This window comes from Salipiger sp. PrR003, assembly GCF_010500785.1.
Taxonomy (GTDB): domain Bacteria; phylum Pseudomonadota; class Alphaproteobacteria; order Rhodobacterales; family Rhodobacteraceae; genus Salipiger; species Salipiger pacificus_A.
The window spans coordinates 65,340-78,048 of the sequence record NZ_JAAGOV010000029.1 but is presented as its reverse complement, the minus strand read 5'-3'; the positions used below and the strand labels follow the sequence as shown (position 1 = coordinate 78,048).

The window sequence follows — 12,709 nt, the reverse complement described above, 5'->3', positions numbered from 1 at the left end:
CTTTGCGGGCTGGCGGTGGTCCGCCGGTTCCGGGGGCACGGCGAGTTTTGGCGGCGGGCCGCCCTCTGGGTGGGCGCAGGTGGCGGCGCGCCGCTTGCGAAGGGGGCTTTGCATTGCCGCCGCGGGACCCCATCTTAGGGCCAAGACCAAAGACCGGAGGATTCCATGGCGACATACGAACGCAATCCCGACGTGATCGCGGCGCTCGACGCCGAGCAGTACCGCGTCACGCAGGAGAATGGCACCGAGCGGCCGGGCACCGGCAAGTATCTCGACAACAAGGCGCCCGGCATCTACGTGGACATCGTTTCAGGCGAGCCGCTCTTCGCGTCGTCCGACAAATACGAGAGCGGCTGCGGCTGGCCGAGCTTCACCAAGCCCATCGAGCCCGCCCATGTCGCCGAGCTGCGCGACACCACCCACGGCATGATCCGCACCGAGGTGCGCTCGGCGCATGGCGACTCGCATCTGGGACACGTGTTCCCGGACGGGCCAGTGGACCGTGGCGGGCTGCGCTACTGCATCAACTCCGCCTCGCTGCGCTTCGTGCCGCGCGAGGACATGGAGGCCGAGGGATACGGCGCCTACCTTGATCAAGTGGAGGACGTGGCATGAGCACTGAACGCGCAGTTCTCGCAGGCGGCTGTTTCTGGGGCATGCAGGATCTGATCCGCAAGCTGCCCGGGGTCGAGGCCACCCGCGTCGGCTATACCGGCGGCGATGTGCCCAACGCCACCTATCGCAACCACGGCACCCATGCCGAGGGCATCGAAATTCTCTTCGATCCCGAAAAGATCAGCTACCGGCGGATCCTCGAGTTCTTCTTCCAGATCCACGATCCGACCACGCTCAACCGGCAGGGGAATGACCTTGGCATGAGCTACCGCTCGGCAATCTATTACGTCGACGAGATGCAGAAGGCCGAGGCGCTGGAGACGATCGCCGATGTCGACGCCTCGGGGATCTGGCCCGGCAAGGTGGTGACCGAGGTCGAGCCGGTCGGCGACTTCTGGGAAGCCGAGGCAGAACACCAGGACTACCTCGTGCGCTATCCCGGCGGCTATACCTGCCACTTCCCGCGCCCCGACTGGGTGCTGCCGCGCCGCAATGCGGCGGAGTGAGGCAGGGTTTGTAACTCTTGCGGAAGCGGCGCGGCGCAGGCCGCGCCGCCTCTCGATCTCTCGGAAGGGAACCGTCAAAGTGGCGCCCGCGTTTGCCCAAAGTTCGCCAGCCTCAAAGGAGCTCCCCGCATGAGCAGCGCCGCCGCGCCCGAGACCGACGCCGGGTCCTCCACCGATCGTCCGGTTGGCGAGATCGTCGACCGCCTGCAGGATGCCGCGCAGGGACCGCGCGTGTCGCTGCGCGACATGGTGGAGAGCTTCGGCGAAAGCTCGTTCATCCCCGCGCTGATGGTGCCAGCGCTGCTTGTCGTCTCGCCGCTGTCTGGGATCCCGTTGTTCTCGACCTTCTGCGGGTTGCTCATCGCGTTCATCTCGGCGCAGATGCTGATCTCACGCCGCCACCTTTGGCTGCCGGACTTCCTCATGAAACGCAATTTCGACGGCTCGAAGGCGCGCGATGGGCTGGGCAAGCTGCGGGGATTGGGCGACTGGCTCGACCGACACGCGCGCAGCCGGTTGCGACTGATGACCGCCGGGCCGATGCGCAAGCTGCTTCAGGCGGTGTGTCTGCTCTGCGGGCTTGCCATGCCCTTTCTCGAGCTGGTGCCGTTTTCCTCGTCGATCCTCGGGCTGACGGTGCTTTGCTTTGCGACGGCGCTTCTTGTGCGTGACGGGCTCTTTGCCACAATCGGCTGCGTGACGCTGGCGGCGGCGGTGGTGGTGCCATTGATGATCACCGGTGTGATCTGAGGGTGATCTGAGGCGACCTTGGCTCAGCCGGTCACTGCGCCGTTGAAAATGGCGATGATCACAATCGCGGCGACGACCAGCCCCACGAAAAGAAGCACGGCCCGACGCCCCGTGCGGCGGGTTTCGGGCGTCTCGGGAAGCTGGACCGGGCGGTCCGTGGCCCCGGCGTCGCCGGGGCCCGCGCGGGTGTCGTGAGGATGGGCGACGTCATGCGCGCGCTCGTCGCGGCTGTCGGCTGTCATCTCGGCCTCCTTGCGGACTGATGTCTCTCACTTGGAGCCAACGCCCCGCGCGGCGGCGGGTTCCGCCTGCTGGGGTGTGCGCGGCGGCCATTCCGGCGTGCGTTCCCAGCCTGACTCGCCAAAGGTGTAGTGCCGCCGCTCGGCCTCGACGAAATGGTTCTCGCGGGCGATCATCCGGCAAATGTTGGCGCTGTGGCTTTCGAGATCGAGGATGGCGAAATCGTTCTCCTGTCCCCGCAGCCGGGTCGAGAGCCCGGTGCCCACGTGCACTTGCAGCACCTGCGCGCCGTGCTTGCGCGACAGGAAGGGCTCTGTCCGCCAGCGGTGCAGGTGCCCCGAGAGCACGAGATGGGCGCCGCATTCCGACAGCCGCTCGATGGCCTGGTCGGCATCGCGCATCAGCGATTTCTCGACATCCGGGTCCTGTTCGAAGGGGTGGTGGGCGAGCACCACGTTGAGCCCCTCGCTCTCTGCGAAGACCCGGCAGGCATGACGCATCTGCAGCCAACGGATCTTGCCGCGCTGCCAGCGAAAGCGGTCGACGGTGTTGAAGCCGACCACGGTCAACCCCGGCAGGTGCTTCACCGGCATCATCTCTTCGGTGATGAAGCGGCGGTAGCGGCGGTAGGGGCGTACGAAGCGCAGCCAAAGGTTGTCGAGAGACACGTCGTGGTTGCCCGGCACCGCCATCCAGGGCGCCTGCAGCTTGCGCAGGAAGGCGCGGGCGTCGCGGTACTGGCTGCGGCGGGCGCGCTGGGTGAAATCGCCGGTGACGGCCACGAGATCGGGCTTGGCGCCGTTCACCGACCGCAGCAGCGGGTCGAGAAGCTCGGGCGCGGTGCGGCCGAAGTGCAGATCTGACAGGTGGATAATCCGGGTCATGCCGGCAGTGCCTTTCCGAGGGTGGCGTCCGCGGGTCTTTCGAGCTCCGGTTCTTCGCGCGCCGGGACGTTCTCCGCCGGGACCATCACGCGCAGCGGCTCGGACCGGCGGCGGAAGCGGATCGGGGTCTGCATCAGCTCCTTCTCGCCGTCGCGGGCCACCAGCGCTTTGGGCCTGTCTGCATGCAGGGTGATCTCGCGCCCGGTGACGAAGCCGAATTCCTCGCCCTTCTGCGCCTTGCCGATGGCGAGGCGGAAGGAGGCGCGCACCAGATCCCAGCGGCTGGCCCCCTTGGAGGTGAAGAGGACGAACTCGCCGTTGCGGATCGCATCGGCCCCGTCGAGATTGAACTGCTCGAGCTGGTAGGCGCTGTTGGCGACGAAGGCGAGGGGGGTGCGCATCTCGGAACTGTGGCCGTCCACCTCCACCCGAAGGCGCAGGGGGTGGCGGAACCCGGCGAGCGCCAGGACCACCGACCAGTAGGCAGCGATGCGCGAGCGGCCCCAGCGCTGGTAGACGCCCTCTCGGGTGCGCAGGATCAGCGGGTAGATCCCGAGGCTGGCATTGTTGAGGAACACCTCGCCGTTGACCTCGCCGAGGCTGATCTCTCGCAGGCGGCCGGTTGCGAGCACGCGCACCGCCCCCTCGGGCTCTTCGGGGATATCGAGGCCACGGGCGAAATAGTTGAAGGTGCCCTGCGGGATCACCCCCATCGGCACGCCTGCCTCATGCGCGGCGGCGGCCACCGCGCCGATCGTGCCGTCGCCGCCCGCGGCGACGATCATCGCGCAGCCGTTGCCCGCAGCTTTGCGCGCGGTGTCGAGGATCGGCTTGTCGGGGGTGAGGCCGATCAGCTCGACCTCGAGCCCGTTCTGCTCGAAAAGCTCCGTCAGCTTCTCGCGGCGGCTCTGCTTGTCGGGGTGATCCCCGGAGTGCTCATTGAGGATGACACAGATCTTGCGATTGTCGGTCACGGGGGCGCTCTCCATTGGGGTTCACCGGATCAACGCGCGCAAGTGCGGGCGGTTCCGCTGGTGAGGCCCGCATCGGCGTCGCAAATTTGCCCTCCTTCGGGCAACCAGCGGATTGACGCCGCGTTGGCTTATGCGCAGGTTGCGCAGATGCAGAACGCCTCCTCCCCGCCTGACCCCGCGCCGCAATCTGCGGCTTATGCCGCGCGCAAGGAGCGCGTGCACCTGCGTCACGTCGGGCTGCGCGGCTGGCTGCATGCCCTGTGGCGGACCTGGCTGCGGATGGACGAGCGCAATCTCGGGCTGATCGCGGCGGGCGTGGCCTTTTACGCCTTCCTGTCGATCTTCCCGGCGATGGCGGCGGTGATTGCCATCTGGGGCTACTGGGCCGATCCCATCGCCATCGCCGAGCAGATGGAGCTGCTCACCGAGGTCATTCCCGAAACCGCCTTCCAGCTCATCGACGCGCAGATCACCCAGCTGATCTCGACCAACCGCTCGACGCTGCAATGGGCCTCCATCGCCTCGATCGTGGTGGCGATCTGGACGGCGCGGGCCTCGGTGGCGGCGCTGATCCGCGGGCTAAACACGGTGACCGAGGCGCCGCATCGCACCAACCCGGTGCGCCGCGTGCTGGTGGCCTACGGAATGACCGCCGTGCTTGTGCTGGTGGCGCTCTTGGCCTTCGCGGCGGTGGTCGTGGTTCCTGCGGGCATGGCCTTCCTGCACCTGCCGGCGGGGGTCGAGATCGCGGTCGAGGGGACGAAATGGATCGTGCTGCTGTGCGTCGTCTACTTGGCCGTCGCGTTGGTCTATCGCTTCGGGCCGAACCGGCGCCGCGCGCGGATGCCCTGGCTGACGCCGGGTGCGGCGCTTGCGGTGATCGCCTGGGCCATCGGCTCCTTTGCCCTGGCCAGTTACGTGCGCAACTTCGACCGGCTGAACGAGGTCTACGGCTCGCTCGGGGCGGTGGTGGCGCTGTTGCTGTGGTTCTACGTCAGCGCGCTGGTGACGCTGCTCGGCGCGCAGCTCAACATCGAGCTGGCGCAGGTGCTCCTGGGGCGCCGCAGCGCGGGAAAGGACGCGGCGAAGGCAGCATCGGAGCAGGCCACGGAAGGTTCTGAAAAAATGTGACGAATTGCGGGAACCAATGTCCCGCCCCGGTGTTTGAAGCTCAAGGACGCACCATTTGTCCTGTCCCTGATCCCGGGTTGCACCCTGTCCCGACTTCCCTCAGTGGCCCGGATCGTTGCAAGGCTCCACCTTTTCCCCGAGGTGGAGCCTTTTCTTTTTCGGCGGTGGCGCAATCTGCGGCGCGGTGGCGCTGATGGCGCGGACCGAGCCAACGAGCATGAAAGCGTGGTGCTGTTGCCGGGCTGACGCCGGGCTTTAGGGGCTGGGTGCGGCGCTCGCCAGGGCCGCGGCGCCGAGGGCGCTCTCCATGTCGGCCACGGCGGCGATCAGCGGGGTCTGGGGCACCACGGTGAACCCGTCCGAGGCGCGGCTGAGATCCTCGATGGTCACCAGCACCGCGGTCAGCACCAGCGAGAAGACCAGCGTCCGCCAGCTCAGTCGGCGGCCCTGCAGTGCCGCGCGGTTGCCGATGATGAAAACCCCGGAGCCGGCGGCGAAGGTCAGCAGCATCCAGATGCCCGATGTGATCGACTTCGAGGCGGCGGCGACGCGGCGGCTGTGCGCGTCGAGCACCTCGGTGATGCCGCCGGCCACATAGGTGGCGACAGGGGCGGGAACCTCGGGCGTCAGCGCCGCCATGGTGGCGGGCCAGAGCGCCGCCTGCGCCTCGGTACTGCGCGCCACGAAGGCATCGATGTTCTCGCGGGTGGGACGGTAGCCTTGCGGCACGACGCGGGTGCGCGCGTAGCCCAGCAGCGCCTGCTGCAGCGGCCGACCCTCGGCCTCGGGCAGCAGATCGGCGCGCAGAAAGGCGGTGCCGAGTGCTGCCGCCTCCTCGACCACCGCCGAAACGCTGGCCTCGCGCCAGTTCAGCACGGCGCTGAAGGTGAAGCCGAGCAGCAGCCCCAGCAACGCCAGCAGCGCGCCGAGAGAAGCCTCGCCCGGCATCTTGCCCTCGGCATAGCTCGACGGATTCCGCCGGAGCTCGTGGCTACCGAAGCGGAACCCGGCAAAGGCGCAGGCGGGCAATGCGAGCAGGAAGATGAGGAGGATCAGCCCGAAGGGGATCGAATGGGATGCGATGGACACCGGAAATACGCGCCTCCTGAAAACCGCGCAGGGTCCTTCGAGTCGCAAGTGCCGGGACTCCGAGAGCTATCCTGCCCGGACAATGATCCTCTATCCGGGCGTTTTCGCAAAGAGTTTCTTGTGTCACGCGCGGGGACGGGCGCGGTCCCGCGGCGGGGGCGCCGCGCCTCAGGCGGCGCGGCGGGCGGGCGGAGCCTTGCGCCCCTCGCCGATGATGTCGAAGAGGTGCAGCACGATCACCGTGGTCGGAATGGCGACGATGCCGCCGAGCGGCCCCCAGAGCCAGAGCCAGAAAACCAGCGAGACGAAGATCAAGAAGGGGTTGATCTGGATGTGCTTGCCCACCAGTCCGGGGGTGACGAACTGTGCTTCGCACATGTTGAAAAACAGGTAGATCGCGGCCGGGGCAAAGCTCATCAGCCCGTCGAAGGCCACCAGCCCGTTGAGCAGCAGCCCCGCCACCATGGCGGCCGGCCCGACGTAGAGCACGTAGTTCAGCAGCGCCGCGGCGATGCCCCAGATCGGCGCGGCAGGCATGCCGATCGCCATCAGCCCGCCGGTCACCGCGAAGCCAAGACCGATATTGATCAGCGAGATGGTGGCGAAATAGCGCGCGACAGAGCGTTCGGCGGCGCAGAAGCGCTCGAGAATAGACGCGGTGGTGGTGTTGTCGCCGATGCGGTGGGCCATCCAGTTGTAGATGCCCCAGCGGGTCAGAAGGAAGAAAAACAACCCGCCGAAGAAGACCAGCGCCTGTGCCACGATGACCGGCGCGAGATAGAGCGCATCGGTGACGCTGGGCATGGCTGACCCTTCCTCGGCCTTCTTCTGCGCCGCGCCAAGCGCCTGTTCGACTTCGTCGATACCGCGGATCAGGTCGCGGTACTCGAAGAGGAATTTGCGGATCTCGTATTTCACCGTGGGGATGCGGTTGATGGCGGCGGTGACATAGGGCTCGGCGAGGAAAGCAAGCGAGGCAAAAAGAAAAAAGATCAGCACGATCAGGAAGATCGCCGCGAGCCCGCGCGGCATCTTGATCCGCTCCAGCCGGTCGGCAAGGGGCGAGAAGATGATGCCGACGATCACCGCGAGCATCAGCGGGGCGAAGATGTCCTGGGCGAGCTTGAGGCAGACCAGCAGGGCCAGCCCCGCAAGGATCGCGACGCTGACGCGCAGCACGGGGTCGGCGGTGGGGGTGCGGTTCATGAACTGGGCAGTCTCAAATGAGGGATCATGGCCCTCAACTTCGAAATGCGGAATTCGTTCCCGGCCCCGCGCGCCGCGCCGCCCCGATTTTGTGACAGGCGGGCGGAGCGCCCCGCCCCCCTTTCTTCCAGGTTCGGATATCCCGGGAACCGTGGCAGGGCCTCGGCGCGCCCGGCCGACGTTCTATTCCGCTGCGCGGGACAGCGTGTAGCGGTTGCCGGGCTCCGAGATGCCGAGGTTTCCGCGCAGGGTGCCGGCCTCATACTCCTCGCGGAACAGCCCGCGACGGCGAAGCTCTGGAACCACGAGGCGGGTGAAATCCTCGAGAGAGCTGGGCAGCGTCGGGAACATCAGGATGAAGCCGTCGGCGGCGCGGGTCTCGAACCATTCCTGCATGAAGTCGGCGATCTGCACGGGCGTGCCGGTCAGCCCGTTGCCGGTGTGGCGGCGGGCGTAATGGGTGATCAGCTCGCGCATGGTGTGGCCCTGGGTGACGAATTCCTTCAGCTCGTCGAAGAGCGCCTTCGAGCCCTTGGCCTTCTGCGGCATCCGCTCCATCGGGAAGGGTCTGTCGAGATCGACGCCACGCAGGTCCGCCTCGAGGAACTCCTGCAGCATCAGCAGGCCGACGTCTGGGTGCATGAGATCTACCAGCTGCTGCGCCTTGGCCTCGGCCTCTGCCTCGGTCTCGCCGACGTTGATGACGATGCCGGGCATGATCTTCAGGTCGTCCTCGTGCCGCCCGTATTTGGCCATGCGACCTTTGACATTGGCATAGAAGGCGCGGTTCTTCTCGATGTTCGAGGCCAGCGAGAAAACCATCTCGGCGGTGCGGGCGGCGAGCTCCATGCCGGGCTCGGAGCCGCCGGCCTGAGCGATCACCGGGCGGCCCTGCGGGGTGCGCGCGATGTTCAGCGGGCCGCGCACCTGGAAGTGCTTGCCGTTGTGGTTCAGCTCGTGGAGCTTGTGCTGGTCGTGGTAGATGCCGCTGTCGCGGTCGAGCAGCAGCGCATCCGGCTCGTAGCTGTCCCAGAGACCGAAAACGACGTCGACGAATTCCTCGCAGCGCTCGTAGCGCTCGGCATGCGGCGGCAGCCCCTCGCGGTTGTAGTTGTAGCCGGTCTCGTCGTGGTCCGAGGTCACCACGTTCCAGCACATCCGTCCGCCCGACATGTGGTCGGCCGAGGCGAAGAGCCGCGCGATGTTGTAGGGCTCGTAGTAGGAAGTCGAGGCGGTGGCGACGAAGCCGAGCTTCTCGGTGTGCTGCGACAGCGCGGTGATCGCGGTGATCGGCTCGAAACGGTTCATCTTGGTGGGCTGCCGGGCGAGGGCGGCGGGATCGCCGATGGCCGCCGCCGGGCTGTCGGCGAAGAACATGAAGTCGAGCTTGGCCGCCTCGGAGATCTGCGCGACCTTCTTGAGGTGCGTGAGGTCATTGGCGCCATGCACATCGCTTCCCGGATGCAGCCAGGCCGCCGGGTGGAAGCCGAATGTATAGACGAAGGTACCGAGTTTGAGCTGGTCGGGGCGCGACATGGGGAGTCCTCTGGCGGGCGAAAGATGCAGCGAGGATGTCTCTTGGCGGGGCGTTGGACAAGCGGGCCGGGGCTGCGCATTGGTTTAGTTTTTCTAAAGTGAACGCGGTGACGTCAATACCGACCCGCCCGACTTCTCTAACGCCTGTTGGGTGGGCACTGCGGCGCCCGCAGGATGGTTTTCCCGACGCCTCGATTGACAGAACTTCAATTGTATAGACATAAAGACCCAACGACCGGGAGAATCGATATGACAAAGCAACAGGTGCTGCGCGGCGGAACCCTAGTGACGCTGGAGGGGGACAAGGGCTACGGGCTGCTCGAGGGCGGTTCCGTGGCGATCGACGGCGACACCATCGTCTGGGTCGGTCCCATGGCCGACCTGGCCGACACCTTTGCCGACTGGGCGGTTACCGAGCTCGAGGGCCGTCTGGTGACGCCCGCGCTGACCGACTGCCACACCCACCTCGTCTACGGCGGCTCGCGCGCCCGCGAATTCGAGATGCGCCTCGAGGGGGCCAGCTACGAAGAGATTGCCCGCGCCGGCGGCGGCATCGCCTCGACCGTAAAGCACACCCGCGCGGCGGACGAGGGCGTGCTGATCGCGCAATCGCTGCCGCGGCTCGATGCGCTGCTCGCCGAGGGGGTGACGACCGTCGAGATCAAGTCTGGCTACGGGCTCGACCGTGACACCGAACTGCGCCTGCTGCGCGTCGCCCGCAAGCTTGCCGAGCTGCGCCCGGTCAACGTGGTGACCACCTTCCTCGGGGCCCATGCGCTGCCGCCGGAGTGGACGGGGACCAAGGCCGAGTACATCGAAAAGGTCTGCCTGCCGACCCTGCGTGCCGCCCATGCCGAAGGGCTGGTGGATGCGGTCGACGGCTTCTGCGAAGGCATCGCCTTTTCCGCCGCCGAGTTGGAGCCGGTCTTTGCCGAGGCGCAAAGGCTCGGGCTGCCGGTCAAGCTGCACGCCGAGCAGCTCTCGCATCAGGGCGGCATCCAGCTTGCCGCCAAGTATGGCGCGCTCTCGGCCGATCACGTGGAATATGCCACCGAGGCCGATGCCGAGGCGATGGCTGCGGCCGGGATGATTGCCGTGCTGCTGCCCGGTGCCTTCTACGCGATCCACGAGACGCAGGCGCCGCCCGTCGCTTCCTTCCGCAAGTACAATGTGCCCATGGCGCTCTCGACCGACGCCAACCCCGGCACCTCGCCGCTGACCTCGCTCTTGCTGGCCATGAACATGGGCTGCACGCTCTTTCGCATGACGCCGGAAGAGGCACTGCGCGGGGTGACGGTGAACGCCGCCAAGGCGCTGGGCTTCAGTGACCGGGGCCGGATCGTCGCGGGCCAGCGCGCCGATCTCAACATCTGGAACACGGGCAGCCCGGCAGAGCTGTCCTATCGCATCGGGTTCAACCCGCTCCACGCCCGCATTTTCGGAGGCCAAGCATGATCCTCACCCCCGGCGCCGCCACGCTGGCGCAGCTCGAACAGCTCTGGCGAAGCGATGCGCCGGCCCGTCTCGATGACGCGGCGCGCCCGGGCATCGCCGCCTCGGCCAAGGTTGTCGCCGATGCCGCCGCCGGGTCCGAGGCGATCTACGGCGTCAACACCGGCTTCGGCAAGCTCGCCTCGATCAAGATCGCGCCCGAGGACACGGCGACGCTGCAGCGCAACCTGATCCTGTCGCATTGCTGCGGCGTCGGCGAGCCGCTGCCCCGCGCCACCACGCGCCTGATGATGGCGTTGAAGCTGCTCAGCCTCGGCCGTGGCGCTTCTGGCGTGCAGGTGCAGACCGTCGATCTGCTGGAAGCGATGCTCGAGAAGGGGGTTACCCCGGTGGTGCCGTGCCAAGGCTCCGTCGGTGCCTCGGGTGATCTCGCGCCACTGGCCCATATGACCGCCGTGCTGCTGGGGGCAGGGCAGGCGGAATTTGGCGGCGAGGTTCTGCACGGCGCCGAGGCGCTGGCCAAGGCCGGGCTGGAACCGGTGGTGCTGGGGCCGAAGGAAGGTCTCGCGCTCATTAACGGCACGCAGTTCTCGACCGCGCTGGCGCTGGTTGGGCTGTTCGAGGGCTGGCGCAATGCGCAGACCTCGATCGTCACCGCCAGCCTCACCACCGACGCGATCATGGGCTCCACCGCGCCCACCCGCGCCGAGATCCACACGCTGCGCGGCCATCGCGGCCAGATCGAGGTCGCGGCGGGCATCCGCGACCTGATGGAAGGCTCGGAGATCCGCGAGAGCCACCGGATTGGCGACACCCGCGTGCAGGACCCCTATTGCATCCGCTGCCAGCCGCAGGTGGCGGGCGCGGCCATCGACCTTCTGCGCTACGCCGCGACCACGCTCGAGATCGAGGCCAACGCGGTGACCGACAACCCGCTGGTGCTGGGGCCGGGGCAGATCGTGTCGGGCGGCAACTTCCACGCCGAGCCGGTGGCCTTTGCCGCCGACCAGATCGCGCTGGCGCTGTCGGAGATCGGCGCCATCGCGCAGCGCCGCGTCGCGCTGATGGTCGATCCGGCGATGAACCACGACCTGCCGCCCTTCCTGACGCCCGCGCCAGGCCTGAATTCGGGCTACATGATCGCCGAGGTGACCACCGCCGCGCTGATGTCCGAGAACAAGCACCTCGCCAACCCCTGCTCGACCGACAGCACGCCCACCTCGGCCAACCAAGAGGACCATGTGTCGATGGCCGCCCACGGCGCGCGCCGCCTTGGTCTGATGAACCGCAACCTGTCGGTGATCCTCGGGGTCGAGGCGCTCTGCGCCGCGCAGGGTGTGGATTTCCGCGCGCCGCTGAAGACCTCGCAGCGCCTCGCGCGGGTGGTGGGCAAGATCCGCGAGCATGTCGCGCCGCTAGAGAATGACCGCTACCTCGCGCCCGACCTCGAAAAGGGTGCCGCGCTGGTGCGTTCGGGGGAGCTGCTGGCCGCCGCAGGACTGGAGGAAGCGCTGTGAGAAACGAGCCCGTCACCGTCACCCGGGGCGATGGCCCCGTCGTCCTTGGCCTGCCGCACACCGGCACCTACCTGCCGGACGAGATCTTCCGCAAGCTCACCCCGCGCGGGCAGGAGCTGAGCGATACCGACTGGCACATCCACAGGCTCTACGAGGGGCTGCTGCCGGGCGCCACCACGGTGCGCGCCACCTTCCACCGCTATGTGATCGACGCCAACCGTCCGCCGGATGGCGCGAGCCTCTACCCGGGGCAGAACACCACCGGGCTGGTGCCGCTCACCGATTTCGATGGCACGCCGATCTGGACCGAGGAGCCGGACGAGGCCGAGATCGCCGCCCGCCGCGACGCCTTCCACGCGCCCTACCACGCCGCGCTGATGGCCGAGCTAGAGCGGGTGCGGGCGAAACATGGGGTGGCGATCCTCTACGATTGCCACTCGATCCGCTCGCACATCCCCTTCCTCTTCGACGGCAAGCTGCCCGACTTCAACATCGGCACCGGCAAGGGCACGACTTGCGATCCGGCGATCGAGGCCGCCGTGGCCGAGGTCTGCGGCGCCGCCGAGGGCTACACCTCCACGCTGAACGGCCGCTTCAAGGGCGGCTGGACGACGCGCCACTATGGCCGCCCCGTGGAAGGCCTTCACGCCATCCAGATGGAACTGGCGCAGGACACCCACCTCGAAGCCGAGGTGGCCCCCTATGCCTATGACGAGAGCAAGGCCGCCAAGCTGCGGGTCCACCTTGCCGAGCTGCTGCAGCGGATCGAGGCGCTCGCGCCCGCGCTTGCCAAGTAACCCTGCCCACCG

13 protein-coding genes are annotated in these 12,709 nt (G+C 67.5%); 7 read left to right on the top strand and 6 right to left on the bottom strand.

Annotated features, from left to right (window positions below; translation table 11 throughout):
• The first annotated feature begins 165 nt into the window (after positions 1-165).
• The 3 genes from msrB to G0D83_RS06325 all read left to right on the top strand — a co-directional run bounded on the left by msrB (position 166) and on the right by G0D83_RS06325 (position 1,871).
• Positions 166-615: a peptide-methionine (R)-S-oxide reductase MsrB gene (gene msrB, locus G0D83_RS06335; RefSeq protein WP_164190669.1), complete on the top strand. Its 450-nt coding sequence runs from the start codon at positions 166-168 to the stop codon at positions 613-615.
• Positions 612-1,121, top strand: coding sequence for a peptide-methionine (S)-S-oxide reductase MsrA (gene msrA / locus G0D83_RS06330; protein WP_164190659.1), 510 nt, complete (start codon positions 612-614; stop codon positions 1,119-1,121). The genes msrB and msrA overlap by 4 nt, the downstream gene beginning before the upstream one ends.
• A gap of 129 nt (positions 1,122-1,250) precedes the next feature.
• Positions 1,251-1,871, top strand: coding sequence for an exopolysaccharide biosynthesis protein (locus G0D83_RS06325; RefSeq protein WP_108968045.1), 621 nt, complete (start codon positions 1,251-1,253; stop codon positions 1,869-1,871).
• Between the two features lie 23 nt (positions 1,872-1,894).
• Here G0D83_RS06325 and G0D83_RS06320 read toward each other — a convergent pair whose 3' ends face one another.
• The 3 genes from G0D83_RS06320 to G0D83_RS06310 are packed head-to-tail and all read right to left on the bottom strand — an operon-like array spanning position 1,895 to position 3,969.
• Positions 1,895-2,113 carry a hypothetical protein gene (locus tag G0D83_RS06320; protein WP_164190657.1) on the bottom strand — a complete coding sequence of 73 codons (219 nt, stop codon included), beginning with the start codon at positions 2,111-2,113 and terminating at the stop codon, positions 1,895-1,897.
• 27 nt (positions 2,114-2,140) lie between these two features.
• A complete protein-coding gene (locus tag G0D83_RS06315) occupies positions 2,141-2,995 on the bottom strand; it encodes a metallophosphoesterase (protein WP_108968042.1) in 855 nt (284 codons plus the stop codon).
• Positions 2,992-3,969, bottom strand: a complete 978-nt coding sequence (locus tag G0D83_RS06310; RefSeq protein WP_370457175.1) for a diacylglycerol kinase family protein — start codon at positions 3,967-3,969, stop codon at positions 2,992-2,994. Before G0D83_RS06310 ends, G0D83_RS06315 begins: the two co-directional genes overlap by 4 nt.
• 147 nt (positions 3,970-4,116) lie before the next feature.
• On the opposite strand from G0D83_RS06310, the gene G0D83_RS06305 reads away from it, so the two are divergent.
• Entirely contained in the window at positions 4,117-5,100 is a 984-nt protein-coding gene (locus G0D83_RS06305; protein ID WP_164190653.1) for a YihY/virulence factor BrkB family protein, read from the top strand.
• 255 nt (positions 5,101-5,355) lie between these two features.
• Here G0D83_RS06305 and G0D83_RS06300 read toward each other — a convergent pair whose 3' ends face one another.
• The 3 genes from G0D83_RS06300 to G0D83_RS06290 all read right to left on the bottom strand — a co-directional run bounded on the left by G0D83_RS06300 (position 5,356) and on the right by G0D83_RS06290 (position 8,931).
• Positions 5,356-6,189: a hypothetical protein gene (locus G0D83_RS06300; RefSeq protein WP_164190651.1), complete on the bottom strand. Its 834-nt coding sequence runs from the start codon at positions 6,187-6,189 to the stop codon at positions 5,356-5,358.
• A 168-nt stretch (positions 6,190-6,357) separates the two neighbouring features.
• Positions 6,358-7,395: an AI-2E family transporter gene (locus tag G0D83_RS06295; protein WP_108968036.1), complete on the bottom strand. Its 1,038-nt coding sequence runs from the start codon at positions 7,393-7,395 to the stop codon at positions 6,358-6,360.
• 183 nt (positions 7,396-7,578) lie between these two features.
• The gene (locus G0D83_RS06290; RefSeq protein WP_164190649.1) at positions 7,579-8,931 is read right to left on the bottom strand and encodes an LLM class flavin-dependent oxidoreductase; all 1,353 of its coding nucleotides are present in this window, start codon (positions 8,929-8,931) and stop codon (positions 7,579-7,581) included.
• A 249-nt stretch (positions 8,932-9,180) separates the two neighbouring features.
• Here G0D83_RS06290 and hutI point away from each other — a divergent pair, with 249 nt between their 5' ends.
• Genes hutI through hutG form a run of 3 tightly spaced genes read left to right on the top strand, consistent with a single transcriptional unit; the run spans position 9,181 to position 12,697 of the window.
• Positions 9,181-10,386: an imidazolonepropionase gene (hutI, locus tag G0D83_RS06285; protein WP_164190646.1), complete on the top strand. Its 1,206-nt coding sequence runs from the start codon at positions 9,181-9,183 to the stop codon at positions 10,384-10,386.
• Positions 10,383-11,900 carry a histidine ammonia-lyase gene (hutH, locus tag G0D83_RS06280; RefSeq protein WP_164190644.1) on the top strand — a complete coding sequence of 506 codons (1,518 nt, stop codon included), beginning with the start codon at positions 10,383-10,385 and terminating at the stop codon, positions 11,898-11,900. Before hutI ends, hutH begins: the two co-directional genes overlap by 4 nt.
• Entirely contained in the window at positions 11,897-12,697 is an 801-nt protein-coding gene (gene hutG / locus G0D83_RS06275) for an N-formylglutamate deformylase (RefSeq protein ID WP_164190642.1), read from the top strand. The genes hutH and hutG overlap by 4 nt, the downstream gene beginning before the upstream one ends.
• Positions 12,698-12,709: the final 12 nt, after the last annotated feature.